General features: G+C 71.9%; 26 protein-coding genes and 1 pseudogene. 6 read left to right on the top strand and 21 right to left on the bottom strand.

The features are described 5' to 3' along the window. Nucleotides 1-107 precede the first annotated feature (107 nt). The 5 genes from ACWC9T_RS28485 to argC form a co-directional block, all read right to left on the bottom strand. Nucleotides 108-656: an arginine repressor gene (locus ACWC9T_RS28485; RefSeq protein ID WP_355669871.1), complete on the bottom strand. Its 549-nt coding sequence runs from the start codon at nucleotides 654-656 to the stop codon at nucleotides 108-110. A gap of 23 nt (nucleotides 657-679) precedes the next feature. Beyond that, nucleotides 680-1,885 carry an acetylornithine transaminase gene (locus tag ACWC9T_RS28480; protein WP_449823907.1) on the bottom strand — a complete coding sequence of 402 codons (1,206 nt, stop codon included), beginning with the start codon at nucleotides 1,883-1,885 and terminating at the stop codon, nucleotides 680-682. Then, on the bottom strand, nucleotides 1,882-2,757 hold the full coding sequence (argB, locus tag ACWC9T_RS28475; protein ID WP_449823921.1) for an acetylglutamate kinase: 876 nt from the start codon (nucleotides 2,755-2,757) through the stop codon (nucleotides 1,882-1,884). Before argB ends, ACWC9T_RS28480 begins: the two co-directional genes overlap by 4 nt. 88 nt (nucleotides 2,758-2,845) lie before the next feature. Next, a complete protein-coding gene (gene argJ, locus ACWC9T_RS28470) occupies nucleotides 2,846-4,018 on the bottom strand; it encodes a bifunctional glutamate N-acetyltransferase/amino-acid acetyltransferase ArgJ (protein WP_449823906.1) in 1,173 nt (390 codons plus the stop codon). Next, nucleotides 4,015-5,043 (bottom strand): N-acetyl-gamma-glutamyl-phosphate reductase, encoded by a 1,029-nt coding sequence (gene argC, locus ACWC9T_RS28465; RefSeq protein WP_449823905.1) that lies wholly within the window; start codon nucleotides 5,041-5,043, stop codon nucleotides 4,015-4,017. The genes argJ and argC overlap by 4 nt, the downstream gene beginning before the upstream one ends. A 77-nt stretch (nucleotides 5,044-5,120) precedes the next feature. Here argC and ACWC9T_RS28460 point away from each other — a divergent pair, with 77 nt between their 5' ends. Then, on the top strand, nucleotides 5,121-5,441 hold the full coding sequence (locus ACWC9T_RS28460; RefSeq protein ID WP_449823904.1) for a hypothetical protein: 321 nt from the start codon (nucleotides 5,121-5,123) through the stop codon (nucleotides 5,439-5,441). Between the two features lie 10 nt (nucleotides 5,442-5,451). Here the strand turns inward: ACWC9T_RS28460 and ACWC9T_RS28455 are convergent, their stop codons facing one another. After that, a complete protein-coding gene (locus ACWC9T_RS28455; RefSeq protein WP_449823903.1) occupies nucleotides 5,452-6,663 on the bottom strand; it encodes a methyltransferase in 1,212 nt (403 codons plus the stop codon). 96 nt (nucleotides 6,664-6,759) lie between these two features. Between ACWC9T_RS28455 and ACWC9T_RS28450 the strand changes: the two genes are divergently transcribed. Continuing rightward, nucleotides 6,760-7,164, top strand: coding sequence for a VOC family protein (locus ACWC9T_RS28450; RefSeq protein ID WP_449823902.1), 405 nt, complete (start codon nucleotides 6,760-6,762; stop codon nucleotides 7,162-7,164). A gap of 31 nt (nucleotides 7,165-7,195) precedes the next feature. Further along, nucleotides 7,196-7,570, top strand: a complete 375-nt coding sequence (locus ACWC9T_RS28445; protein ID WP_449823901.1) for an RNA-binding S4 domain-containing protein — start codon at nucleotides 7,196-7,198, stop codon at nucleotides 7,568-7,570. A 5-nt stretch (nucleotides 7,571-7,575) separates the two neighbouring features. Here ACWC9T_RS28445 and ACWC9T_RS28440 read toward each other — a convergent pair. Together ACWC9T_RS28440 and ACWC9T_RS28435 are read right to left on the bottom strand one after the other, a co-directional pair. Beyond that, nucleotides 7,576-8,084: pseudogene (locus ACWC9T_RS28440) on the bottom strand (FBP domain-containing protein). A gap of 199 nt (nucleotides 8,085-8,283) precedes the next feature. Continuing rightward, nucleotides 8,284-9,165, bottom strand: coding sequence for an SAM-dependent methyltransferase (locus ACWC9T_RS28435; RefSeq protein ID WP_449823900.1), 882 nt, complete (start codon nucleotides 9,163-9,165; stop codon nucleotides 8,284-8,286). A 206-nt stretch (nucleotides 9,166-9,371) separates the two neighbouring features. On the opposite strand from ACWC9T_RS28435, the gene ACWC9T_RS28430 reads away from it, so the two are divergent. After that, the gene (locus tag ACWC9T_RS28430; protein WP_449823899.1) at nucleotides 9,372-10,280 is read left to right on the top strand and encodes a polysaccharide deacetylase family protein; all 909 of its coding nucleotides are present in this window, start codon (nucleotides 9,372-9,374) and stop codon (nucleotides 10,278-10,280) included. 50 nt (nucleotides 10,281-10,330) lie between these two features. Here the strand turns inward: ACWC9T_RS28430 and ACWC9T_RS28425 are convergent, their stop codons facing one another. After that, on the bottom strand, nucleotides 10,331-11,143 hold the full coding sequence (locus ACWC9T_RS28425; protein ID WP_449823898.1) for an SDR family NAD(P)-dependent oxidoreductase: 813 nt from the start codon (nucleotides 11,141-11,143) through the stop codon (nucleotides 10,331-10,333). A 309-nt stretch (nucleotides 11,144-11,452) separates the two neighbouring features. Here ACWC9T_RS28425 and ACWC9T_RS28420 point away from each other — a divergent pair, with 309 nt between their 5' ends. Then, nucleotides 11,453-12,322, top strand: coding sequence for a 3-hydroxybutyryl-CoA dehydrogenase (locus ACWC9T_RS28420; RefSeq protein ID WP_449823897.1), 870 nt, complete (start codon nucleotides 11,453-11,455; stop codon nucleotides 12,320-12,322). Between the two features lie 76 nt (nucleotides 12,323-12,398). Here the strand turns inward: ACWC9T_RS28420 and ACWC9T_RS28415 are convergent, their stop codons facing one another. From ACWC9T_RS28415 to infC, 12 genes are all read right to left on the bottom strand, one after another. Next, the gene (locus tag ACWC9T_RS28415; RefSeq protein WP_449823896.1) at nucleotides 12,399-13,487 is read right to left on the bottom strand and encodes a sugar ABC transporter substrate-binding protein; all 1,089 of its coding nucleotides are present in this window, start codon (nucleotides 13,485-13,487) and stop codon (nucleotides 12,399-12,401) included. Between the two features lie 232 nt (nucleotides 13,488-13,719). Beyond that, nucleotides 13,720-14,562: a chitosanase gene (locus ACWC9T_RS28410; protein WP_449823895.1), complete on the bottom strand. Its 843-nt coding sequence runs from the start codon at nucleotides 14,560-14,562 to the stop codon at nucleotides 13,720-13,722. 118 nt (nucleotides 14,563-14,680) lie between these two features. After that, nucleotides 14,681-15,646, bottom strand: a complete 966-nt coding sequence (locus ACWC9T_RS28405) for a hypothetical protein (protein ID WP_449823894.1) — start codon at nucleotides 15,644-15,646, stop codon at nucleotides 14,681-14,683. Then, nucleotides 15,643-16,569, bottom strand: a complete 927-nt coding sequence (locus ACWC9T_RS28400; protein WP_449823893.1) for an ATP-binding cassette domain-containing protein — start codon at nucleotides 16,567-16,569, stop codon at nucleotides 15,643-15,645. Before ACWC9T_RS28400 ends, ACWC9T_RS28405 begins: the two co-directional genes overlap by 4 nt. Beyond that, nucleotides 16,569-17,006, bottom strand: coding sequence for a GntR family transcriptional regulator (locus ACWC9T_RS28395; RefSeq protein WP_449823892.1), 438 nt, complete (start codon nucleotides 17,004-17,006; stop codon nucleotides 16,569-16,571). The genes ACWC9T_RS28400 and ACWC9T_RS28395 overlap by 1 nt, the downstream gene beginning before the upstream one ends. A gap of 116 nt (nucleotides 17,007-17,122) precedes the next feature. Further along, nucleotides 17,123-19,624, bottom strand: a complete 2,502-nt coding sequence (gene pheT, locus ACWC9T_RS28390) for a phenylalanine--tRNA ligase subunit beta (RefSeq protein ID WP_449823891.1) — start codon at nucleotides 19,622-19,624, stop codon at nucleotides 17,123-17,125. Continuing rightward, complete coding sequence (pheS, locus tag ACWC9T_RS28385; protein ID WP_392899158.1) at nucleotides 19,624-20,745, bottom strand: phenylalanine--tRNA ligase subunit alpha; 1,122 nt, start codon at nucleotides 20,743-20,745, stop codon at nucleotides 19,624-19,626. Before pheS ends, pheT begins: the two co-directional genes overlap by 1 nt. 288 nt (nucleotides 20,746-21,033) lie before the next feature. Further along, entirely contained in the window at nucleotides 21,034-22,137 is a 1,104-nt protein-coding gene (locus ACWC9T_RS28380; protein WP_449823890.1) for an ATP-binding protein, read from the bottom strand. A 117-nt stretch (nucleotides 22,138-22,254) separates the two neighbouring features. Continuing rightward, complete coding sequence (locus tag ACWC9T_RS28375; RefSeq protein WP_449823889.1) at nucleotides 22,255-23,121, bottom strand: TrmH family RNA methyltransferase; 867 nt, start codon at nucleotides 23,119-23,121, stop codon at nucleotides 22,255-22,257. A gap of 110 nt (nucleotides 23,122-23,231) precedes the next feature. Further along, nucleotides 23,232-23,627 (bottom strand): 50S ribosomal protein L20, encoded by a 396-nt coding sequence (gene rplT, locus ACWC9T_RS28370; RefSeq protein ID WP_030055649.1) that lies wholly within the window; start codon nucleotides 23,625-23,627, stop codon nucleotides 23,232-23,234. A gap of 108 nt (nucleotides 23,628-23,735) precedes the next feature. Next, entirely contained in the window at nucleotides 23,736-23,930 is a 195-nt protein-coding gene (gene rpmI / locus ACWC9T_RS28365; protein ID WP_030286227.1) for a 50S ribosomal protein L35, read from the bottom strand. 140 nt (nucleotides 23,931-24,070) lie between these two features. After that, on the bottom strand, nucleotides 24,071-24,784 hold the full coding sequence (gene infC / locus ACWC9T_RS28360) for a translation initiation factor IF-3 (RefSeq protein ID WP_449823920.1): 714 nt from the start codon (nucleotides 24,782-24,784) through the stop codon (nucleotides 24,071-24,073). A 480-nt stretch (nucleotides 24,785-25,264) separates the two neighbouring features. Here infC and ACWC9T_RS28355 point away from each other — a divergent pair, with 480 nt between their 5' ends. Further along, complete coding sequence (locus ACWC9T_RS28355; protein WP_316520291.1) at nucleotides 25,265-25,642, top strand: DUF1844 domain-containing protein; 378 nt, start codon at nucleotides 25,265-25,267, stop codon at nucleotides 25,640-25,642. Nucleotides 25,643-25,733 lie beyond the last annotated feature (91 nt).

Genomic DNA, 25,733 nt, shown 5'->3' with positions numbered 1-25,733 from the left:
GTGCGGCACACATGTGCAGTGGATGGCATAAGTATGCACGACGCCGTATGAAACACAAAACCCCGGCCGGAGTTGTCCCCATGGCCGGGGTTTCGGGGGTCGAGGTGTTACTGCGCCTTGGCCTGGGCGAGTTGCATCAGGTGGTCGGCGAGCGCCTGACCGCCGGACGGGTCGCGGCTGATCAGCAGCACGGTGTCGTCGCCGGCGATGGTGCCGATGATCTCGAACACCTCGGCCTGGTCGATCGCCGAGGCCAGGAACTGCGCGGCCCCGGGCGGGGTGCGCAGCACGACCAGGTTGCCCGAGGCGGTCGCGGAGACCATGAGCTCGCCGGCCAACCGGGCCATCCGGCCCTCGCTGGCCGACTCCCCCATCGGTGCGCGCGGCGTACGGTCGCCGCCCTCGGCCGGGACGGCGTAGATCAGCGCGCCGTCCCGGTTGCGGATCTTGACCGCGCCCAGCTCGTCCAGGTCCCGGGAGAGGGTGGCCTGGGTGACCACGAGTCCGTCGTCGGCGAGCAGCCTGGCGAGCTGGCTCTGCGAACGCACGGGCTGGCGGGTGAGCAGGTCCACGATCCGCCGGTGACGCGCGGTGCGGGTCTGCGGGACCTGCGGCGTCGGGCCGGCGGCGGAGGGGCCGGAGTGGGAATCGGTCATGTGATTATTCTCCCGGACGACGGTCAACTCGCATCGGCCGGGGCGCTCTCGCGCACCGTCCGGAGGATGCCCGGCAGCGCTGCCAGGAAGGCGTCCGCCTCCTGCTCGGTCAGCACCAACGGCGGCGCCAGCCGTACGGCGTCCGGAACAGCGGCGTTGACCAGGAAGCCCGCCTCCTGCGCGGCGGCCTGGACCTTGGCCGAGACTGGCTGGGTGAGCACGATGCCGAGCAGCAGGCCGGCGCCGCGCACGTGCGCGACCAGCGGGTCGCCGATCGCCTCGACGCCGAGCCGCAGCCGGTCACCGATCTTGCGGACGTGCTCCAGCAGGCCCTGGGACTCGATGGTGTCCAGCACCGCGAGCCCGGCCGCGGCGGCCACCGGGTTGCCGCCGAAGGTGGTGCCGTGCTGGCCCGGGGTGAGCAGCTCGGCCGCCTCGCCGAAGGCCAGCACCGCGCCCATCGGCAGGCCGCCGCCGAGCGCCTTGGCCAGGGTGACCACGTCCGGCTCGATGCCCTCGAAGGCCTGGTGGGCGTACCAGTGGCCGGTGCGGCCGATGCCGGTCTGGATCTCGTCCAGGACGAGCAGGGTGCCGGTGGCCCGGGTGATCTCGCGGGCGGCCCTGAGGTAGCCGTCCGGCAGCGGGATGGCACCGTTCTCGCCCTGGATCGGCTCCAGGAAGACGGCGGCGGTCTCGGTGGTGACGGTGGCGCGCAGCGCCTCGACGTCGCCGAAGCGGACGTGGGTGACGTCGCCGGGCAGCGGGCGGAACGGGTCCTGCTTGGCGGGCTGGCCGGTGAGCGCGAGGGCGCCCATGGTCCGGCCGTGGAAGCCGCCCTGGAGCGCGACCAGGTGCGTGCGGCCGGTCCGCCGGCTGATCTTGAAGGCGGCCTCGTTGGCCTCGGCGCCGGAGTTGCAGAAGAACACCCGGCCGCCCTCGCGGCCGTCCAGCTTCAGCAGCCGCTCGGCGAGGGCGATGGTCGGCTCGGCCATGAACAGGTTGGAGACGTGCCCCAGGGTGGCGATCTGCCGGCTGACCGCCTCCACCACGGCCGGGTGGGCGGTGCCGAGGGCGTTGACGGCGATGCCGCCGAGCAGGTCGGTGTACTCCTTGCCGTCCGCGTCCCAGAGCTTGACGCCCTCGCCGCGCACCAACGGGATGCGGGGGGTCCCGTAGTTGTCGGTGAACGCGTGCTGCCACCGGTGGGCGAGCTGCTCGTTGTGCGTCATGCCAGTCCCCCGGTCACGGTCGGTTCGTCGTCCGGCACGACCATCGTGCCGATGCCCTCGTCGGTGAAGATCTCCAGCAGCAGGCTGTGCTGGACCCGGCCGTCCAGCACGCGGGCGGTGCCCACGCCGGAGCGGACGGCGCGCAGGCAGCCCTCCATCTTGGGGAGCATGCCGGTGGCCAGGCCCGGCAGCAGCTCGTCCAGCTCGCTCGCGGTGAGCTGGCTGATCACGTCGTCGGAGCTCGGCCAGTCCTTGTAGAGGCCCTCGACGTCGGTGAGCACCACCAGCATCTCGGCGCCCAGCGCGACCGCCAGGGCGGAGGCCGCGGTGTCCGCGTTGATGTTGTAGACGTGGCCGTCGGCGCCGCGGGCGATCGAGGAGATGACAGGGATCCGGCCGTCGGCGATCAGCGCCTTCACCGCGCCGGCCTCGATGTTGACGATGTCGCCGACCAGGCCGATGTCGACCTGCTCGCCGTCCACCACCGCGTAGCGCTTGACCGCGGTCATGGTGTGGGCGTCCTCGCCGGTCATGCCGACGGCGAACGGGCCGTGCTCGTTCAGCAGGCCGACCAGCTCGCGCTGAACCTGGCCGGCCAGCACCATCCGGACCACGTCCATGGTCTCGGGGGTGGTGACGCGCAGGCCGTTGGTGAAGTTGGACTCCAGCCCGAGCTTGTCGAGTTGGGCGCTGATCTGCGGGCCGCCGCCGTGTACCACGACGGGGTGCAGTCCGGCGTAGCGGAGGAAGACGACGTCCTGGGCGAAGGCCGCCTTGAGGCTGTCGTCCACCATGGCGTTGCCACCGAACTTGATCACGACGGTCTTGCCGTGGAAGCGCTCCAGCCACGGGAGCGCCTCGATCAGCGTCATGGCCTTGGGCAACGCGGTGTTGTTGCGGGCCTGTTCGCCCTTGGGTGCGATCTGCACGGGTTTCCCTTATCGGAACGGATGGCGCGGCTCAGGTGGAGTAGGCGCTGTTCTCGTGGACGTAGTCGGCGGTGAGGTCGTTGGTCCACAGCGAGGCGCTCGCCGTACCGGCGTTGAGGTTCGCGGTGATGACGACCTCACGGCCCTTCATGTCCACCAGGTCGCGGTCCTCGCCCACGCCGCCGTCCCGGCAGACCCAGACGCCGTTGATGGCCACGTCCAGCCGGTTCGGGTCGAAGGCGGCGGAGGTGGTACCGATCGCGGCCAGCACCCGGCCCCAGTTGGGGTCCTCACCGTGCACGGCGCACTTGAGCAGGTTGTTGCGGCTGATCGTCCGGGCGACCTCGACGGCCTCGTCCTCGGTGGCGGCGCCGGTCACGTCGATCCGGATGTCCTTGCTGGCGCCCTCGGCGTCGCCGATCAGCTGGCGGGCCAGGTCGGCGCTCACCGCGCGGACGGCCTCGGCGAACTCGGCCGGGTCCGGGGTGATGCCGGTGGCACCGGAGGCGAGCAGCAGCACGGTGTCGTTGGTCGACATGCAGCCGTCGGAGTCGATCCGGTCGAAGGTGGTGCGGGTGGCGCCGCGCAGCGCGGCGTCCAGGGCGGCGCTGTCCAGGTCGGCGTCGGTGGTGAGGACGACCAGCATGGTGGCCAGGCTCGGGGCGAGCATGCCCGCGCCCTTGGCCATGCCGCCGACCGTCCAGCCGGCCGGGCTGGTGAGCTGCGCGGTCTTGTGCACGGTGTCGGTGGTCTTGATGGCGATCGCGGCGGCCTCGCCGCCGGTCTCGCGGAGCTCCTGAGCGGCCAGGGTGACGCCGGGCAGCAGGATGTCCATCGGCAGCCGCACGCCGATCAGGCCGGTGGAGGCGACGGCGACCTCGCCGGCGTTGAGCTCCAGCTCGACGGCGACCTTCTCCGCGGTGGCGTGGGTGTCCTGGAACCCGAGCGGGCCGGTGCAGGCGTTGGCGCCACCGGAGTTGAGGACGACGGCGGAGACCCGGCCGCCCTTGAGGACCTGCTCGGACCAGAGCACCGGCGCGGCCTTGACCCGGTTGGCGGTGAAGACGCCGGCTGCGGCGAGCGAGGGACCGTCGTTGACCACCAGGGCGAGGTCCGGGGTACCGGAGGCCTTGATGCCAGCGGTGACCCCGGCGGCGCGGAACCCCTTGGCGGCGGTCACGCCGACGTTCACAGGATTGGTCACGGTGCGACTCCGTTCACGGGAAGGCCCAGCTCCTCGGGCAGGCCGAGGGCGATGTTCATGCTCTGTACCGCGCCGCCCGCGGTGCCCTTGACCAGGTTGTCGATCGCGCTGATCGCGATGATCCGCCCGGCGGTCGGGTCCAGGGCGACCTGGACCAGGGCGGTGTTGGCGCCGTAGACGCTGCTGGTCTGCGGCCACTGCCCCTCGGGCAGCAGGTGGACGAAGGGCTCGTCCGCGAACGCCTCGGTGTAGGCGGCGCGCAGGCTGTCAGCGCTCACGCCCGGCTTGGCCTTGGCGGAGCAGGTGGCGAGGATGCCGCGCGGCATCGGGACGAGGGTGGGGGTGAAGGAAACGGTGACCGGCTCGCCCGCGAGCGGGGTGAGGTTCTGCACCATCTCCGGGGTGTGCCGGTGCACGCCGCCGACGCCGTACGGGCTGACGCTGCCCATGACCTCGCTGCCCAGCAGGTGGGGCTTGGCGGCCTTGCCGGCGCCGGAGGTGCCGGAGGCGGCGACCACCACGGCCTCCGGCTCGGCGAGCCCGGCCGCGTACGCCGGGAAAAGCGCCAGGGAGACGGCCGTCGGGTAGCAGCCGGGCACCGCGATCCGGTTGCTGCCCTTCAACGCGGCGCGGTGGCCGGGGAGTTCGGGCAGGCCGTAGGGCCAGGTGCCGGCGTGCGCGGAGCCGTAGAACTGCTCCCAGTCGGCGGCGGCCTTGAGTCGGAAGTCGGCGCCGCAGTCGACCACCAGGACGTTCTGGCCGAGCGCCTCGGAGACGGCCGCGGACTGGCCGTGCGGCAGCGCCAGGAACACCACGTCGTGGTCGGCCAGCACCTCGGGGGTGGTGGGTTCGAGGACACGGTCGGCCAGCGGGATCAGATGCGGCTGCAGCGCGCTCAGGCGGGTGCCCGCGTTCGAGCCGCCGGTCAGCGCCCCGATCTCCACCTCCGGGTGGCCGAGCAGCAGGCGCAGGACCTCGCCGCCCGCGTACCCGCTCGCGCCGGCGACGGCGACTCGCAATGCCATGGCGTTCCTCCTTCGTCGTGGCATGAATATACGCGGGAGGGAAAATCCATGCAAGACTCGGAGTCGGCCGCCGGGCTGTGACAGGCCGTACGCCGGCGCGATGGGTCTGCGCCCTGGAGGACCTCACCGGGGAGGGCGCCGGACTGCCGAAGCGGCCCTGCACCTGGGACGCGGCGCTGCTGCTCTGGCTGCCGCCGGACCTCGTACCCGTGGTGGCCGGGTGGTGGCAGCGGGTGCCGCCCCGGCTGGCGGAACTGCGCGAGCCCTTCGACCGGTACGCGGCGGAGCCGGGCACCGAGGTCGGCGACTTCGAGAGGTGGACCGAACTCCTCACCCACTGGGGCCGGGTGGTCACCGAGGCGCAGCGCCGCGGCTGGGGCGTCGGGCTGCGCTGCTGACCGCCGTCGTTCAGCGCTTCACGGCCCGCAGCACCACGAACTTGGGGTTCCCGGCGACGAGTCGGCAGTTGCCGAAGAGCTTGCGCAGCTTGACGTGGTAACCGAGATGCCGGTTGCCGACCACCCAGAGCTCGCCGCCGGGCCGCAGCGCCCGCCGGGAGCCGCTGAACATCCGCCAGGCGGTGGCGTCCGTGGTGGCCTGGTGGGAGTGGAACGGCGGATTGTTGAGCACCAGGTCCACCGAGCCGGGGGCGAACACGTCCGGGGCGAGCGCGTCGGCGGTGAGGAACTCGGCCGGGGCGTCCGGGCCCAGGTTCGCGCGGAAGGTCTCCTCGGCGGAGGCCACCGCCTGGTGGGACTCGTCCACGAACACCAGCTCCGCGCCCGGCCCGGCCAGCGCGGCGGCCGTACCGACCACGCCGTTGCCGCAGCCCAGGTCGACCACCCGGTCACCGGGGGCCGGGGTCGGCAGGTGGGCCAGGAAGAAACGGGTGCCGATGTCGAGCCGCTCGGCGCAGAAGGTGCCGGCGTGGTTGACCACCGTACGGCCGGAGGCCGGGCCGATGTCCGGCGGCAGCGCGTAGCGGTGCGGCCACGGACTGGGACCGGGATCCAGCGCCGGGTCGGGGGTGCAGAAGATCAGCCGGGCCTTGCGGGCCGCGAGCGAGGTGCGGGTCGGACCGAGGACCTTCTCGAAGAGCTGCAGGGTCGAGGTGTGGATCTCGGTGACCATGCCCGTGCCGACCACGACCGTGCCCGGGTGGATCGCCGGGGCGAGCCGGTGCAGCTGGTCCTCCAGCAGCGCCAGGCTCTTGGGGACGCGCACCAGCAGAACGTCGATCCGCTCCGGCGGGGTGTCCCGGGTGGTGAGCAGCCGGGCCTCGTCGACGGCGGCGCCAGCCCGTGCGAGGTTCTCCCGGGTGGCCTGCCGGCCGAGGTGGGAGTCGGTGATCTGGACCGGCTCGTACGGCGCCAGCGCGGTGGTCAGCGCGCCCCAGCGGTCGCCGAGGACGGCGATCCGGCGGCCGGACAGCTCGGTCGGGGCGCCGGCGGCGCTGTCCGCCTCACCGGCGAGGTGGCGCAGCAGGTACTCGTCGGCGGCGTCCCAGGCCCGCAGCCGCTCGCGCGGGTCCGCCGGGAAGCGGGTGAGGTCGAGGGTGCCCCACGGGGTGGCCAACGGGGTGGCCGGCGGGGTCGCGGCGGGCGTGGTCTGCGGATTCATCGTGCTCTCAGGCTATCGGACGGCCCGACGGGGAAGGTTCAGTACGAATCCTGCCGGACGGATACTGGAAGTGCCCGGCCGAGAGGGGTGAGGGCGATGGACTGGAAGCTCGAAGTCGTAGTGGTCCCAGTGGCGGACGTGGATCGTGCGAAGCTCTTCTACGAGGAGCAGGCCGGCTTTACGGTCGACCACGACACCCGGCTGCGGGACGGAGTCCGGGTGGTCCAGCTGACTCCCCCGGGGTCGTCCTGCTCGATCGTGGTGGGTACCGGGGTGATCGATTCGGCGCCCGGGTCGGTGAAGGGACTCCAACTGGTGGTGCCGGACATCGAGAAGGCGCACGCGGAACTCGTGGCACGCGGCGTGGCGGTCAGCCCGGTCCAGCACTTCGTGGCGAGGTCGCGGGTGGACGGGCACGGCGAGGACTGGAACAACTTCGTGTTCTTCAACGACCCGGACGGCAACGGCTGGGCGGTCCAGGAGGCACCTTCGGCCGCTTAGGGCTCGGGTAGGCCTTGGGTAGGCTCGTGGGATGGCTGAACACGAGGGAAGCGTGCGGGTGGACGCCTGGATCTGGTCGGTCCGGCTGGCCAGGACCCGGTCGCTGGCGGCCGCCGCCTGCAAGGCCGGGCACGTCCGGGTGAACGGCGAGCGGGCCAAGCCGGCCCAGACCCTGAAGCCCGGGGACGAGGTGCGGGTCCGCGAGGAGGGTTACGAGCGGGTCGTCGTGGTGCAGAAGCTGATCCGCAAGCGGGTCGGCGCCCCGGTCGCGGCGGAGTGCCTGATCGACAACAGCCCGCCGCGGCCGCCGCGCGAGTTCGTGGCGCCGGTCTTCGAACGCGACCGCGGCGCCGGCCGCCCGACCAAGCGGGAGCGCCGCGAGCTGGACGGGCTGCGCGGACGGTAGTCGCCCTACGCCACCGTGTCGGTGAGCACCCGGGCCACGAAGGCGTCCAGGTTGAGCACGGTACGGGCGATCTGGTCCTCCAGCGGCAGCGACTCGTCGGGCCGGGTGACCAGGGTGGACTTCTTCAGCCCGCGCACGTAGAGCGAGCAGGCCAGGTCGGCGCAGATGTAGGTGCCCACGGTGTTGCCCTCGCGCCCCGCCGCCCCGGCCCGACGGGCCGCGAGCAGCGCGACGCCCGACCCGGCGTGCGCGGTGATGCACAGCGAGCACACATTGCTCTTGGTCAGACTGCGCCGGACCATCGGCGAGCGCAGCGTCACCCCGACCACCTCACCGCCGTGCGGCGCCACCAGGTGCGCCCTGGTCGGGCGCGCCCTGGTCCCGCCAGCCGAGGAAGTCCAGGCTCTCCCAGGGGCAGTTCGGCCAGCCCCCGGGGCAGGTTGAGCCGACGGGCCTCGCCCTTGGAGCAGTTGACGAAGGACGCGCGGATCTCGGAGTCGCTCAGGGGTTCCATTCCGCGGAAGCCAACACCGCGCACCGCGCCCTGTCGCGCCAATTTCTCCCGGTACACACGGATGCTCGGCCTGTACGGCGAGGCGCCGCGGGGCGTCCTCGCCGATCCGGTCAGCAGTGTCAGTGGCCCGCCATAGCCTTCGACGGCCGGTCCCGGCGCAGGAGGGAGGTGCCGGGACCGGGCTGTCGTACGGGGTCGCTCAGTGTTTGAAGGCGACGCCCGCGTAGGCGGAGACGTCCTGCCAGCCCTCGGGGAGGTCGGTGGTGGGGACGTGGCCGGCGGTGGGGCGCCAGAGCGGGAGTTGGACGAGGCCGGGGCCGACGAACTCGAAGTCGCCGAAGAAGGGTTCAACGCCGGCGCGCGGGCGCAGGACGAGCGGGGCGCTGGCGCTCCTGTAGATGCGGGCGCCCTCGGCGGCGCTCTCCCGGGAGGCGAAATCGGGGCTGCCGTGGGACAGGATCAGCGCGCTGCCGGGCGCGAGCGCGTCGCGCAGGGTGCGCACGATCTGCTGTGCGCCCTCCTCGTCGCGGATGAAGTGCAGGACGGCGACCAGCATCAGCGCGACCGGCTGGGAGAGGTCGACGGCGGCGGCCAGCGCGGGGTTGCGCAGGATGGTCTCCGGGTCGCGCAGGTCGGCCTCGATGACCGAGGTGTGCCCGGCCGCGTGCCCGGCCAGCAGGGCGCGGGCGTGGGTGGCGACGATCGGGTCGTTGTCCACGTACACCACCCGGGCGTCCGGGACGACCCGCTGGGCGACCTCGTTGGTGGAGCCGACGGCCGGGATGCCGGTGCCGATGTCGATGAACTGACGGATCCCCCGGCCCGCCGCGAACTCGACGGCCCGGCCCAGGAACTGCCGGTTGGTGCGGGCCAGCAGCGGCAGCGCCGGGTAGGCGGCTATCGCGGCCTGGGCGGCCTTGCGGTCCGCCTCGAAGTTGTCCTTGCCGCCCAGGTAGTAGTCGTACATCCGCGCGGTGTGCGGTATGCCAGTGTCGAGTTCGCTCGGCGGCTGCCAGTCCTCGGCTCTGGCCCACTCCCAGTCGGCGCCCTGGCCGACGGCCGCGGTGTCCTCGTGCATCATCTTCCGCCCCCAATGCGCAATGCCGGAATGTACCTACCGCCCCGTAACACGCGGCGCGCCGTGATCGTATCCAACGACACGCCATGGAAACAGCGGGAGTTCAGGTTCACGCAACACTCGCAGAACGGAGTGTGTCCACGTCAAAGCGCGTGTGGCCGCCTGTGCCGGATCGCTCGGCGGGGCCGTCCTCTCTATGCTGGCTGCCGATGACTGCCGAACGCCGCACCGTACTGCGCACCGCCGCCCAGCTGGCCGCCCTGACCGCCGCCGGCGGACTCCTCACCGGCTGCGGCAGCGGTACGCCCCGCCGGGCCGACACCGGGACGCTCGCCGCCCATCCCGGAGTCGTCGACCCGCAGCACACCACCGACCCGGCCTGGAACGGCGGGGAGGGCCCGGAGTCCCCCGCGCCGACCACCCCGGCCACACCGCAGCCCACCGGCGAGCCGACCCCGGCCGCCGCCCAGACCTCAGCCCCGCCGACCCCGCCCGCGCTGACGCCGCTCGCGGCCGGCACGCCGTACGAGGTGGTGCACGGGCCGCGCACCGGCAAGAACGTGGCGCTCACCTTCCACGGCAGCGGCGACCCCAAGCTCGCCACCGCGCTGCTGGAGGCCGCCGAGCAGCGCGGCGCCAAGCTGACCGTGATGGTGGTCGGCAGCTGGCTGGACCAGCAGCCGCAGATGGCCCGGCGGATCCTGGACGGCGGGCACGAGCTGGGCAACCACACCCAGAACCACTTCAACATCTCCGCGATGGCCCCGGACCAGGCCCGTGCCGAGATCGCCCAGTGCGCCGACCGGCTGCAGAAGCTGACCGGCTCGATCGGCCGCTGGTTCCGCCCCTCCGCCGCGCAGTACGCCACCCAGATGGTGCGCGACCAGGCCAAGGCGGTCGGCTACGAGCACGTGCTGTCGTTCGACGTCGACCCGCGCGACTACAACGACCCGACCGCCGCCGAGCTGCAGCGCCGGGTGCTGAACACGGTGCGCGGCGGCTCGGTGGTGGCCCTGCACATGGGCCACCAGTGCACCATCGACGCGCTGCCGACGATCCTGGACGGCCTGGCCAAGGCGGGGCTCAAGCCGGTCACCGCCAGCCAGCTGTGCGCGTAACCGTTCGGCCGGACTGCCAGGCCACCGGGCCGGCCAGATCACCGGACCGGTCAGGCCATCGGGTCGTCGTCCTTGTACGGGCGCAGCCGCAGCGTCCGGGCGTCCGTCCCGCGGATCTCCTCGGCCCGCTCGACCAGCTCCGTCAGGTCGTCCCGCCCGGCGTGGATGAACCGCCCGTGCAGCTCGTCGAAGCGGCCCCGGGCGGCGTCCACGATGACCGCGACCACGTACGGGATCGAGCCCCAGGTCTTCATGTCCTTGAACATCGGCATCCCGGCGGTCATGTCGGTGGCCACCGCGCCGGGGCTGATGTCCAGCACGACGATGTCGTGCTGGGCCAGCGAGTCGGCCATGTTGTCGGAGAGCTGGAGCAGCGCGCCCTTGGAGGTGGCGTACGCGGTGTAGTTGCCGTCCGGGCGCAGCGCGAAGCCGGAGTTGAGGTTGACCACCCGGCCGCTGCGCCGGGCCACCATGCTCGGCAGCACGCAGCGCAGCAGGTTGTAGGGGCCCCGCAGGTTGGTCTCGATCACCTGCCACCACTGGTTGGGGTCGGTCTCCCAGATCGGCACCTCGGCGCGGTCGACCTGGCCGGCGTTGTTGACCAGCAGGTCGATCGGGCCGAGGTCGCGCTCGACCAGCCGGACGGCCTCGCGCACCGAGCCGGGGCGGCATACGTCGGCGGTGACCGCGACGCCCCGGGCCCCGCGTTTGAAGCACTCCTTGAGGGTCTCGGTCAGCGTGTCGTGGGTACGGCCGACCAGGCCGACGGCCATTCCCTCGGCGGCCAGACCGATGGCGATCTCCCGGCCGATGCCCCGGCCGGCGCCGGTGATCAGGGCGACCTGTCCTGTGAGTGATCCCATCGGCACCGCGTGCTCCCTTCCCGTCCCCGGCCCCCGTCCGCGGCGTTTTGTCGGACCTGCGGCATTCTGTCGGCCGCCGGGCGGTGAGGGCCCCGGGCACACGCGCGGGCGGCGCGGCCTCACTCGTTCGGAGGACCGGTGAACGCTGGCACTCCGCCGGGGAGGGGGTGACCTACTGGGCGGTACGGAGTAGTAACGTCGTCGGGGCGGTGACCGGTGCACCCATTCCGGTCCACCGACCCGTTGACCAGCAGCTCGCTGGGCCACCAGTTCGCTGGGCGACCCCCAGCACCACCGAAGGGCAACTGAGTGAGTGACATCGCGCGCGTCGGAGTAGTGGGCTGCGGCCTGATGGGGTCGGGCATCGCGGAGGTCTTCGCCCGGGCCGGGCTGGACGTCCTGGTGTCGGAGGCCAGCGGTGAGGCGCTGGAGTTCGGCCGCACCCGGCTGACCAACTCCCTGGATACGGCGGTCAAGCGCGGCAAGCTGACCGCCGAGCAGCGGGACGAGGCCCTGTCCCGGCTGTCCTTCACCGTCGACCTGGCCGACTTCGCCGACCGCGACCTGGTGGTCGAGGCGGTCGCCGAGCGCGAGGACATCAAGGTCAAGATCTTCGAGACCCTGGACCGGGTGATCGAGCGCCGCGACGCGATCCTGGCCTCCAACACCTCCTCGATCCCGATCGTGAAGCTGGCCGCCGCCACCTCCCGCCCGGAGCAGGTCATCGGCCTGCACTTCTTCAACCCGGCGCCGGTGCAGAAGCTGGTCGAGGTCATCCCGACCCTGACCACCTCGGCGACCACCACCGAGCGGGTCGAGGCCTTCGCCTCCCAGGTGCTCAGCAAGGAGCCGATCCGCGCCCGCGACCGGGCCGGCTTCGTGGTCAACGCGCTCCTGGTGCCGTACCTGCTGTCCGCGGTGCGGATGTTCGAGTCGGGCGTGGCCACCGCCTCCGACATCGACAAGGGCATGGAGGCCGGCTGCGCCCACCCGATGGGCCCGCTGCGGCTGTGCGACCTGATCGGCCTGGACACCATCGTCTCCATCGCCGAGTCGATGTACGACGAGTACAAGGAGCCGCTGTACGCCGCTCCCCCGCTGCTGTCCCGGATGGTCGACGCGGGCCTGCTGGGCCGCAAGTCCGGCCGCGGCTTCTACGACTACACCGCGAGCGCCTGAGCCTCGACACGGAAGGGCGCGCCCGCACAGGAGGCTCCGGTGCGGGCGCGCCCTTTCACGTGCCTGGCGGCCCCGACTACTTGACCCCGGCCTCGGCGCAGGCGTCCGCGTACGGCTGGGTACAGATGTCGGACGCCTTGTAGAGCCCGCCGCCGACGACCGTGGTCTCCACCTTCGCCTTGGTCACCACGATCGGGGTGAGCAGCAGCGAGGGGATCTGCAGCCCGCCGCTGTCGGTGACCGAGGTCGCGGTGGTGCTGATGTCCAGGCCCTCGGCCAGCTGGACGGCGATGCTGCCCGCCGCGTCGGTCTCGGGCTTGTACGGCTTGTAGATGGTGTACGCCTGCTCGCCCGTGAGCACCCGGCGGATCGCGTCGATGGAGGCGTCCTGGCCGCCCACCGGCACGTTCTTGATGCCTGCGGCCTTCAGGGCCTCGATGACGGCGGCGGCCATGCCGTCGTTCGCGGCGTAGACGCCCTGGATCCCGTTCTTCCCGAGGCTCTGGATGGCCTCGTTCATCTTCGCCGTGGCCACCTCCGGCTTCCACTCGCCGGACTGCTCGTAGGCGATCTTGACCTTGCCGTCCAGCGCCAGGTGCGCGCCCGCCTTGAACTGCGCCGCGTTGGGGTCGGACTCGGCGCCGTTGATCATCACGACATTGGCCGAGGAGGCCTTCGAGCCGAGCGCGTCGAGCAGGGACTGGCCCTGGAGCTGACCGGTGTGCTGGTTGTCGAAGGAGACATACGCGGCGACCTTGCCCTGGGCCAGCCGGTCGTAGGCGACGACCTTCACGCCCTTGGCGTTGGCGGCGTCGACCCACGGGGCGGTGAGCTTGGCATCCACCGGGTCGAGCAGGATGACCTTCACGCCCTTGGCGAGCATGTCGTCGAACTGCTTCTTCTGGGCGTTCGCGTCGCCGCCCGCGTTGGCGTAGCTCATCGTGCACTTCGTGCAGAGGCCGGCCACCGTCTGCTCGATCAGCGGCTTGTCGAAGGCGTCGTACCGGGTGGAGGACGTGCTCTCCGGCAGTAGCAGACCGATGCCCTCGTTGCCTCCGCCGGCCGCCGGCTTCTGGGGCGCCGCGGTTTGACCGCAGGCCGCCAGGGTGAGTGCGAGCGACACGGCGGCCGTGCCCGTGGCCGCGAGACGCATGGGTCTGTTCATGATCGGTGGTGCCTCCTGTGCTGCGCCGCAGACCTGCGGCAGGGGACGGAGTCAAGCGCCACCGGGCGAATGCGTCAACAAGGGAGGGGCCCTTCGTTATCCTCCTGCTCGATTCGTTACGGGATGAACAGGATTTTCACATCCTCTTTGGCTTTTCGCGGGGGGGGATCGAAGGCTGGCGCGGCGGGAGACCGGGGGAGACCGGCCTCCCGACGCCGTGCCGGCCGGGGCGTCAGCCGTTGATGGCGTAGCTGTCGCCGTAGACCTTCCACTTCAGCGGCGGGTTGAGGTCGAAGTTCTTGGCGTTGAGGAAGACCAGCTGCTCGGTGTCGACCCGGCTGGTGTCGGAGTGCGCGGCCTCCTTCTTCATGACCACCTTGCGGGCGTCCAGGAAGGCCTTGAGGTAGGTGGCCTGGTCGCCGCCCTGGGCGGGCGTCCTGGCCTTCTTCATGGCGGCCGCGCGGATGCCGCCGAAGCTGTCGGAGCTGTTGCCCGGGCCGTGCATCACGATGGCGTCGTAGTAGACGAACTGGCCGAGGGCGCCCAGGCCGTCACCCTTGGCCTGGTTGACGGCGGGGTTGAAGTACACCCGGTCGCGCTCGTCGTTCTGGGCCCGCTGGAAGGCCGGGTCCTTGGCGGCCGTGGCCCAGTCCTTGACGAACGGGGCCCCGAGGCCGGCGTGCGAGTCGCTGCCGTTGACCTTCTTCAGCGCGGGCAGGTACTTGGCGAGGACGTTGCCGGGCTTGAGGTCTGCGTAGTGCTGCACCAGCTCCAGCATGTCCCCGGTGCCGGAACAGAAGCCGATGATGCCGGCGGTGTAGCCGCGGCCGTCGCCGATGTCCTCGATGTACTTGTACTGGGCCTTCCAGTCCAGCGACGAGTTCTCCGCGCTGGACACCAGCTGCATCGCGATGTCCTTCTTGTGCGGGTCGTCGAGACCGACTCCGTTGAGGTGCGCGGCGGTCACCGACGTCGGTGCGGCCTGGGCGGCCGAGGTGGCCGCGACCGTGAGGGGCGCGGCCACCAGGGCGGCGGCGAGGGCCATGCGGAGGGCGCGACGGGGCTGAGGACGCATGAATGCTCCGGTTCCTCGGTGGGTTAGGAAACTTTCCTAACGAGAAGCAAACGCCCGGAAGTCCCACCCCCGCAAGGGTTTTGACGGATCCACTTCAAGCCAATGTGGACGCACCAGGTCAGACCGCCCGGCGTCGCACCCACCAGACCGCCGCCGCGCAGAGCGCAAGCCCTAGCGCCAGCATCCAGCCGGCCTCGATGAACTGGAACGGCCAGAACCGGTCCGCCGGCTGGTACACCTGGTGCGCGGTGTAGCCGCCGTCCCGTACCAGCCTGTCGAGCTGGGCGAAGGTGTTCCCGTGGCTGTAGAAATCGTTTTCGGAGATCCGGTTGCCGGCCGGGTCCGAGTACCAGACCTCCCCCAGCCAGCGCCCGTCGAGCGCCATCCCCCGCATGTTGTGCACCGCCTCCTCCAGCGGCTGCTGGTAGTGGAAACGGAACGACTCGGCCACGAAGGGCAGCGCGACCGAGACGGCCAGGCCGAAGCCCACCGCGATCACCGTGCGGCGCAGCACCGCGCCGGCCAGCACGGCCGCCCCGAAGGTCACGACCACGCGACCGATCATCACCGGCCATGCCTGGATGAAGAGATTCGGGTTGAACCGCCCGTCCGCGAGGGACATCGGCGCGCTCCACCAGCCCAGCAACAGCCCGAACAGTGCCGCCACCAGCACCAGCACCCCGCCCACCAGGGTCACCGCGCCCGCCGTCCATCGGGAACGTCCTGCGCCCTGGGTCCACGCGAAGCGCACCGTGCCGTGCTCGAACTCCCGTGCCAGCAAAGGCCCGCCGACGAAAGCTCCGAACGCGGTGCCGAGCACATAGACCACCGGCTCCATGGCCAGCATCGAGGTGCCGTAGCCGTGCAGGAAGTTCTTGTACCGGGCCACGCAGGCGTCGGTGGCCGGATCGCAGGAGGCGGCGCCGGTGCGCTCCAGGCCATCATGGACGTACCAGCCGTGCAGCAGCAGCCCGAGGGCGAGCACCGCCATCACCGTGAGCAGGATCAGCACGGTCGTCCGGTGGCGCAGCCCGGCGGCCCGAAGGATGGCGGACCGGGGCGGCGCGATGGTGGTGGAACTCACGGCAGCAGCACTTCCTCGTTCGTACGGACGGCCCCGCGCGGGCCGGGCAGGGCGGAGGCGGTCGGCTCGCGCAGGTAGGCGAGCACCAACTCCTCCAGGCCGATGCGCTGTTGGCGCCACTCACCAGACACGGGGGCGTCCACGCCGCCAGTGCGGACCAGCAGGTGGGACTGGGCGCCGGCCCGGCGGTCGCGGACCACCGGCAGGCGCTCGGCGACCGCCTCCGCCTCGGCGGTCGGGCCGGTGAGCATCCGGTGGCCGGCCAGCAGGTCGTCCACCTCCCCCGTCACCTGGACCCGGCCGCCCGCCAGCACCACCAGGTGGTCGCAGCTCTGCTCCAACTCGTTGACGGCGTGCGAGGAGAACACCACCGAGAGGCCGTCCTCGACCACCGCGGTCAGCAGCACGGACATGAAGTCGTGCCGGGCGAGCGGGTCGAGCGCGGCCAACGGCTCGTCCAGGAGCAGGAGTTCGGGCCGCTTGGCGAGCGCCAGGGCCAGCGAGACCTGGGCCTGCTGGCCACCGGAGAGCCGGCCGTACTTGCGGTCCAGCGGGATGCCGAGGCCCTCCAGGTGGGTGCGCGCCCGGTCGGCGTCCCAGCGCCGGTTGAGGTGACGGCCCATCGCGAGCAGGTCGCGCACGCACAGGCCGGGGTAGAGCGCGGCGTTCTGAGCGACGAAGCCGATCCGGTCCAAGGCCAGCGGCGAGCCCGGTAGTTGGTCGCCGAGGACGGTCATCGCACCCTCACTGGGCAGGGTCAGGCCGGCGGCCAGGCTGAGCAGCGTGGTCTTGCCGGCGCCGTTCGGGCCGACCAGGGCGACCACATGTCCGGCGGGGACGGCGAGATGACAGTCCCGCAACGCCCAGGAGCGACGGTAGCGCTTGCCGATCCCGCCGCAGTCGATCACCGTGTCCGTCGCCATCACGCCACCACCCCGTCGCGCCCCTCACGCAGGTCGCGCAGCGCGTCCTCGAACACCGCGACCATCCCCCCTTCGTCCAGCCCGGCAGCCCGTGCCGAGCGCATCCAGTCCAGTAATCCCCGCCGCAGCGCGGCCCGTTCCCGCAGCGGCACCACCCCGGCGGGCAGCCCGCGCACGAAGGTCCCCTGGCCCCGCCGACCGACTACCAGGCCGCGGTGCTCCAGTTCCCGGTAGGCCTTGAGCACGGTGTTGGGGTTGATCGCCAGCCCGGCGACCACCTCGCGCACCCGGGGCAACCGGTCCCCCTCGGCCAACCAGCCCATCCGCAACGCCTGTTCGACCTGCTGCACGAGTTGCAGGTAGGTCGGGACACCGGAGATCGGGTCCAGGCGGAACTCGATTGGGGAGGGCTGGTCAGCACCTTTATCTAGTTCCATAGTTAATGAGTTAAGTGGGAATGATGACATGCCGTCAACCCAAGAAGAAGCAAAGGGCCCCGCCCGGACCACGGTGGTCCGGGCGGGGCCCTTCAGCCCCTACGGCGCGTCCGCGCTCAGGCGCCGCGCAGCACCGCGCCGGTGCGGCTGACGGCCTCGGCGACGGCGGCCTCGCGGGCGGCGGTGGCCTCGTCGGCGGTCAGGGTGCGGTCGGCGGCACGGAAGCGCAGCGCGTACGCCAGCGACTTCTTGCCCTCACCCACCTGCTCACCGGTGAACACGTCGAACAGCCGGATGGCCTCCAGCAGTTCGCCCGCGCCCGCGCGCAGCGCGGCCTCGACCTCGGCGGCCGGGACGGCGGTGTCGACGATCAGCGCGACGTCCTGGGTGGCCACCGGGAAGCCGGAGACCGCCGGGCCGTTGACCTTCTCCGGGCCGTCCGCCGTCAGCAGGTCGATGTCGAGCTCCATGGCCGCGGACCGGGCCGGCAGCCCGAGCGCCTTGACCACGCGCGGGTGCAGCTCACCCGCGTGGCCGACCACCCGGTCGGTGCCGGCGACGACCAGGGCGGCGCAGCGGCCCGGGTGCCAGGGCGCGTGCTGGTCCTGGCGGACGGTCAGCTCGACGCCGGCCGCACGGGCCACCGTACGGGCCGCCTCGATCGCGTCCGCCCAGGAGGCCTGGGCGCCCTTGCCCCACCAGCCGGAGGGCAGCCGCTCGCCCGCGAGGGCGACGGCGAGCCGGCGCGGCTGGTCCGGCAGCGCGGCGTCCAGCGCGGCCAGCTCCGCGTCGCTCGGCCGGTGGTCGACGGCCGGGCGCGGGGCCACGGTCAGCTCGTCCTTGGGCCGGAACACGGTGCCGGTCTCGAAGATCGCCAGGTCGGTGTTGCCCCGGCCGATGTTGCGGCGCAGCGCGCCGAGCAGGCCCGGCAGCAGCGTGGTGCGCAGCGACGGTTCCTCGTCGTTGAGCGGGTTGACCAGCTTGACCGTACGGCGGCGGCGGTCGTCCGGCTCCAGGCCGAGCGCCTCGAAGGCGGCCTCGCCGAGGAACGGGTAGTTGTTGACCTCGACGTAGCCGGCGCCGGCCAGTGCCACGCCGATCCGGCGGTGGATGCGCTGGGCCTCGGTCAGGCCCTTGCCCGGCGGCACGTCCGGCATCCGGGCGGGGACGTTGTCGTAGCCCTCCAGCCGGATGACCTCCTCGGCGAGGTCGTACGGGTCGGTGAGGTCGGGCCGCCAGGTCGGCGGGGTGACCTCCAGGACGTCGGCGCCCGCGACCGAGCAGCCGATCTCCTGCAGGCGCCGGGTGACGGTCTCGCGGCCGTACTCGGTGCCGGCCACCCGGTCGGGCAGGTCGGCGGCGATGGTGATGGTGCGCACCGGGTGCGGGGCCGCGATGTCGGTGACCCCGGCCTCGGCGGTGCCGCCGGCGATCAGCACCAGCAGGTCGACGGCGCGCTGCGCGGCGGCGCGGGCGGCCTCCGGGTCGACGCCGCGCTCGAAGCGCTTGGACGCCTCGGAGGGCAGCTTGTGCCGCTTGGCGGTGCGGGCGATCGAGACCGGGGCGAAGTGCGCCGCCTCGATGATCACCTCGGTGGTGCCCGGGCCCGCGGCCGGGTCGAGGATCTCGGTGGAGGCGCCGCCCATGACCCCGGCCAGGCCGATCGGGCCGCTGTTGTCGCAGATCAGCAGGTCCTCGGCGACGAGCTTGCGCTCGACGCCGTCGAGGGTGGTGAGGGTCTCGCCCTGCTCCGCCCGGCGGACCGTGATCGGGCCGTCGACGCGCTGCTTGTCGTAGGCGTGCAGCGGCTGGCCGACCTCCAGCATCACGTAGTTGGTGATGTCGACGGTCAGCGAGATCGGGCGGATTCCCGCCTTCTGCAGGCGGCGCTGCAGCCAGATCGGGGACTTGGCGTTCGGGTCGACGCCGACGACCGTACGGGCTACGAAGCGGTCACAGCCGGCCGGGTCGTTGACCTTGACCAGGTAGCCGAAGGAGTTGGCCGGCGGCACGTCGAGCAGCGCCGGGTCGGCCAGCGGCAGCCCGTACGCGGCGGCGGCCTCGCGGGCCACGCCGCGCATGGACAGGCAGTAGCCGCGGTCCGGGGTGACGGCGATGTCGAGCACCTCGTCGACCAGCTGGAGCAGCTCGATGGCGTCGGTGCCGGGCTCGTACTCCGGCGGGAGCACGATGATGCCGTTGTGGTCGTCGCCCATGCCCAGCTCGCGGGCGGAGCAGATCATGCCGGCCGAGGTGTGGCCGTAGGTCTTGCGGGCCGCGATCGGGAACGGGCCGGGCAGCACCGCGCCCGGGAGCACGACCACGACCTTGTCGCCGACGGCGAAGTTGGTCGCGCCGCAGACGATCTCCTGCGGCTCGCCGGTGCCGTTGGCGTCGCCGACGTTGACGAAGCAGTGCCGGATCGGCTTCTTGAAGCCGGACAGCTCCTCGATGGAGAGCACCTCGCCGACCACCAGCGGTCCCTTGAGGTCGGCGCCGAGCTGCTCGACGGTCTCGACCTCCAGGCCGGCCCGGACCAGGCGCTCGGCCACGTCACGGCCGGTCTCGCCGGCCGGCAGATCGACGTACTCGCGCAGCCAGGAAAGCGGGACGCGCATCAGATCTCCATCCCGAACGGGAGGGTGAAACGCACGTCACCCTCGACCATGTCGCGCATGTCGGCGACGTTGTGACGATTCATCAGGATCCGCTCCAGGCCCAGGCCGAAGGCGAACCCGCTGTAGCGGTTCGGGTCCACGCCGCAGGCGACCAGCACCCGGGGGTTGACCACGCCGCAGCCGCCGAGCTCGATCCAGCCCTCGGAGGAGCAGGTGCGGCACGGGCGGTCCGGGTTGCCGACGCTCTCGCCGCGGCACACGAAGCACTGCAGGTCGATCTCGGCGCTCGGCTCGGTGAACGGGAAGTACGAGGGGCGCCAGCGCAGCTCCAGGCCGCCGCCGATCAGCTTCTCGACCAGCACCTCGATGGTGCCCTTGAGGTCGGCGAAGGTGATGCCCTCGTCGACGGCGAGGCCCTCGACCTGGCGGAACACCGGGGTGTGGGTGGCGTCCAGCTCGTCGGTCCGGTAGACCCGACCGGGGCAGACCACGTAGATGGGGGGCTCGCGGTCGAGCATGGTGCGGGCCTGGACCGGGGAGGTCTGGGTGCGCAGCACCACGCCGGAGTCGGCGGAGCCGTCCGGGGCCTGGACGAAGAAGGTGTCCTGCATCGAGCGGGCCGGGTGGTCCGGGCCCAGGTTGAGGGCGTCGAAGTTGAGCCACTCGGCCTCGACCTCGGGGCCCTCGGCGACCTGGTAGCCCATCGCGACGAAGGTGTCCTCGATGCGCTCGGCCAGCGTGGTCAGCGGGTGCCGGGCGCCGCGCGGGGCGCGGTCGTACGGCAGCGTGACGTCCACCGCCTCCTCGACCAGCACGCGGGCGTCACGCTCCGCCTCCAGCTCGGCCTGCCGCTTGGCGAGCGCCTGGTTCACGGCGCCGCGGGCCTGGCCGATCAGCTTGCCGGCGGCGGCCTTGGCGTGCGGCGGAAGGGCGCCGATCTCGCGGTTTGCGAGCGAGAGCGCGGAGCGGTCGCCGGTGTGGGCGACCTTGGCCTGCTTCAGCTCGTCCAGGGTGCCGGCGGCGGCGAAGGCGGCGATCGCCTCGTCCCGCGCCTGCTCCACCACCTCGGGCTTGAGGGCCTCGACCTCGACCGGGTCGTACGACTTGTTGGGTGCCGACATCTCTATCTTTCCCGTGCTCCTGCTCGTCCGTGCTCAGGTGTGTGGGGCTCGCCTTCGCGTCACGCCCGGCGGGGCCGGGGCGCGGGCAGCCGATCTCCGTTCACCGGACGGCTCACGGGGAGACCGAAGGGCTAACGGGGAGTGGTGTCCGCGGCACAGCCGCACAGGGCGTTGCGCAACGCCAAAGGTCGAGTGTAGTCGCAGCGCGTAGCGCGGCTGCCGTCAAGCCCGTCCGGCGGGACCCCGGTGCCCTCTCAGAGCATGCTGTGCTTGTCGTTGCATTCTCTGTCAGAGCATGAAGTCCGGAACGCCGGCGGGCAGGATAAATCGGAACCGGGCCCCGCCGCCGGGCGCGCGGTCGACCCGGATCGAGCCGCCGTGGGCCTCCACGATGCCCTTGACGATATAGAGCCCAAGGCCGGTGCCGCCGCGCTTGGAGCCCCGCCAGAAGCGGGTGAAGACGCGCGGCATCGACTCCTCGGGGATGCCGCTTCCTTCATCGCTCACGGTGACCGCGGTGCCTTCCACGATGCGGGGCGGAGTGCCGGAGCGCTCCCAGACGGGCGCCTCGACGACCTCCTTGGCCGGTGCCACCTCGATCGTGACAGTTCCCTCGCCGTGGCGCACCGCGTTTTCCAGCAGGTTGGCCAGCACCTGGTCGACCTTGTCCGGGTCGGCCCACAGCACGGTCAGCGGCTCGCTGATCCGGATGTCGAAGCGCTCCTCGGGGATGCCGGTGGCGACCTTGCGCTCGACGTGCCGGCGCACCGCGGCCGCCAGGTCGACCACCTGCTTGCGCAGCTCCAGCCGACCGGAGTCGATCCGGGAGATGTCCAGCAGCTCGGCGATCAGCCGGGTGACCCGGTCGGCGTCGGCGTCGACGGTCTCCAGCATCAGCCGCTTCTGCCCGTCGGTGAACCGCTCCCACTTGGCCAGCAGCGTGGCCGTGAAGCCCTTGACGCTGGTCAGCGGGGAGCGCAGCTCGTGTGCGACGGTGGCGATCAGCTCGGCGTGGCTGCGCTCGGTGCGGCGCCGGGCCTCGGTGCCGCGCAGGGCGATCACCAGGCGCTCCAGCGGCCCGCCGGGCCCGGTCCGGACGTACCGGGCGGAGACCAGCACCTCACGGCCGCCGGGCAGCAGCAGGTTGCGCTCGGGCTGGCGGGTGCGGATGGCCAGGCCGCCATACGGGTCGGTCAGCTGCCACCAGCGGCGGCCGTCCAGGTCCTCCAGCGGCAGGACGTCCTCCAGCGCGCTGCCGAGCGCGGCCTCCGGGAGCACGCCGGTGAGCCGGGCCGCGGCCCGGTTGAAGCAGACCACCCGGCCCAGCGCGTCGGCGACCACCAGGCCGTCCGGCAGGTCGTCCGGGTCGAGCTCGGGCCCGCTGCCGACCATGGGTTGCCTCCCCGATTACCCACCGTGCCGTTCCCCCCACCGAGGCAGACCCTAGCGCCTCGCAGGCCCCGACAGTAGGGCTTGCAGCGTGGCGATCCGGGCGCGCCCCGGGGCGTGTCAGCCGTTCGAACGGCAGCCGCCGGGCGAACGCTGCGCCCGTGCCGAGGCGTACAGGCACACGGCGGCCGCGGTGGCCAGGTTGAGGCTCTCGGCGTACCCGTGGATCGGGACGCGCACGACCTCGTCGGTGAGCGCCCGGGTCTCCTCCGGGAGCCCCCACGCCTCGTTGCCGAACACCCACGCGCCGGGCGCGCCCAGGGTGCCCTCGTCGAGCTCCTGGTCCAGGTCACGCTCCCCCGCGCCGTCCGCGGCGAGCACCCGGATGCCGGCCTCGCGCAGCTTCCCGACCGCCTCCTCGACCGGCACGCCGACCGCCACCGGCAGGTGGAACAGGCTGCCGACGGAGGCCCGGACGGCCTTCGGGTTGTAGAGGTCCACCGAGGCGTCGGTGAGCACCACGGCGTCCGCGCCGGCCGCGTCGGCGGTGCGCAGCACGGTGCCGGCGTTCCCGGGGTCGCGCACGTGGGCGAGGATCGCCACCAGCTTGGGCCGGGCCTTGAGCACCTCGGCGAACGGGGTGTCGATGAAGCGGCAGAGCGCCACGATGCCCTGCGGGGTCACCGTGTCGCAGATCCCGGCGATCACCTCGTCGGTGGCGGTCAGCACCGGCAGCCCCTCGTTCAGGGCGGCCTCGACGATGTCCGCGTGCCGCTCGGCGGCCTCCAGGCCCACGTACACCTCGACCACCGCGTGCTCGGCCGTCCCCGGCAGCTTGCCGAAGGCGACGGCCTCCCGGACGGCCTGCGGGCCCTCGGCCAGGAAGCGGCGCTCCTTGGTGCGCTGGTTCCGCTTGGCCAGCCGGCGGGCGGCGACGACGCGCGGCGAGCGCAGGGAGGTGAGCAGGGGGGTGTCGGTGCTCGGCATGGTCTCGTTCTCTGGAGGCGCTGACTCTGGAGGTGCTGAGGAGCGGAAAGCAGAACCGGACCCGCAGGAGAGCCTGCGGGTCCGGTCAGAGCTCAACCGATCTCGGAAGATCAGGCGGCGTCCGCGGCGGCCTTCGGGGCGTTCACGTCGGCCGGCAGCGCCTTCTGGGCGACCTCGACCAGGGAGGCGAACGCACCCGGGTCGTTGACGGCCAGGTCGGCCAGCATCTTGCGGTCGATCTCGACGCTGGCGGCCTTCAGGCCCTGCACGAAGCGGTTGTAGGTGATGCCGTTGGCACGGGCCGCAGCGTTGATGCGCTGGATCCACAGCTGACGGAAGTCGCCCTTGCGCTTCTTGCGGTCGTTGAAGTTGTAGACCAGCGAGTGGGTGACCTGCTCCTTGGCCTTGCGGTACAGGCGCGAACGCTGGCCACGGTAGCCGCTGGCGCGCTCCAGGATGACCCGGCGCTTCTTGTGGGCGTTGACTGCCCGCTTGACGCGTGCCACTTGATTACTCCTTGGGTTGGACCACGGACTACTTCACGTGGTCCGTCATTCGAATGGGTCGGGAAGGATCAGCTGCCCCGCGCCGGCTCGCACCGGGCGGGAAGGCGATCACTTGCCGAGAAGCTTCTTGATCTTCTTGGCGTCAGCGGGGGCCATCTCGACCGTCCCGGCCAGCTTGCGGGTCAGCGTCGAGGGCTTGTGCTCCAGGAGGTGGCGGCGGCCGGCGCGCTCGCGCAGCACCTTGCCAGAGCCACTGATCTTGAAGCGCTTGCTGGCGCCACTGTGCGTCTTCTGCTTCGGCATTTCGCCGTATCTCCTCGTCAGTCCCGTCCGCGCCCGCGCGACCTGCGCCGCGCGGGCGTGAACTGGATGGATCTGCGGTGACCGGGCGGGACGCCCCGTCACCCTGGGGGCCGACCCCGGACTGCCGTGAGCCTCGCGGCTCAGGCGCCCTGGGGAGCGGCCGGCTGCTCGACCGGAGCGTCGGCCTCGGGGGCCTCGGCCTCGGCCGGGGCGTCCTGTGCCTCGGTCACGACGTCGGTCTCGGCGTCGTCCGCGGGGGCGGCGTCGGAGCCGGGGGTCCGGCCCAGCCGCTCGGCCTTGCGGGCGTCCGCGAGGGCGCGGGCCTCGGCCATCGCCTCGGTCTTCTTCTTGTGCGGGCCAAGAACCATGATCATGTTCCGGCCGTCCTGCTTCGGCGAGGACTCGACGAAGCCCAGCTCCTGGACGTCGTCGGCGAGCCGCTGCAGCAGACGGAAGCCCAGCTCGGGACGGGACTGCTCACGACCGCGGAACATGATCGTGATCTTGACCTTGTCGCCCTGCTTGAGGAACCGGACGACGTGACCCTTCTTGGTGTCATAGTCGTGCGGGTCGATCTTCGGCCGGAGCTTCATCTCCTTGATGACCGTGTGCGCCTGGTTCTTGCGCGCCTCACGGGCCTTCATGGCCGACTCGTACTTGAACTTGCCGTAGTCCATGAGCTTGCACACCGGCGGCCGGGCGGTCGCCGCGACCTCGACCAGGTCGAGGTCGTACTCCTGCGCGAGCTCCAGCGCCTTGGCAAGCGGCACGATGCCGACCTGCTCGCCGCTGGGACCGACGAGTCGCACCTCCGGGACGCGAATCCGGTCGTTGATGCGGGGCTCGGTGCTGATGGGGCCTCCTCGGTTGCACCTTCTGCGATGCGGCCGTCGGACGGCGGTCGCACGTAGTGGACTCGACCACTGGGCGGGGCTTCATTCGAGCTGCGCTGCCCGGCACCTCTCGGCACCGCATGCACCGCGACACGAAAAAAGCCCCGCTCGGTACAAGCGGGGCTCCACACAACCGGGGGCGGCACCCGGTGAGGGGCGCTGCGGCGACTCGGCGCCGTGGCGCCCGTCGCGGACCGGGACCCGTCGACCGCGAGGCCGATCAGGTGGGAGACTTTCGCGGTTGCCCTCTCGGGCCTCCTTGCAGTGGAGCCTCCACTTGCTGGCCAGGTACCCATACGGGATCCCGGCCGGTCAGTCTCGAAGCATACAGCGCCGGGGGGTCGAAATCCATTCCCGCCCCGGCGCACTGCCTTTTCGGCGCGTTACAGGGCCCTTGTACGCTCCACGTGTACCCACACCGCACGACGGAACGAGCCCCCCTTGAGCAGCGAGCCCACCCAGAACCCCGGCGCGGACGACGACGCGATCGGCTTCGACGACCTCACCCGCGACATCGCCGAGGTGCCCGCCGTCGAGGTGATCACCACCGTCGCGGTGCACCTGATGAGCGCGGCCGCGGTCAAGTGCGGTCTCGCCGAGGGCGGCGAGAAGGACAAGGACCTGGACGAGGCCCGCAAGCTGATCACCGCGCTCGCCGGGCTGGTCACCGCCGGCGCCCCGGAGATCAGCAACTTCCACGCGGCCCCGCTGCGGGACGGCCTGCGCTCGCTGCAGCTGGCCTTCCGCGAGGCGTCCATCGTCCCGGACGCGCCGGGCGCCGGGCCGGGCGAGAAGTTCACCGGCCCGGTCTACAGCTGACGTGACTCCCCTCGGGCGAGCACCCCCGAAATTTCGGGGTTGCTCGCCCGAGGCGTTTCCGGGCTACCGCTGGTACAGCGCCTCCCCCGGC

This window comes from Kitasatospora sp. NPDC001159, from assembly GCF_053598235.1.
This window is presented reverse-complemented; position numbering and strand designations above follow the sequence as displayed.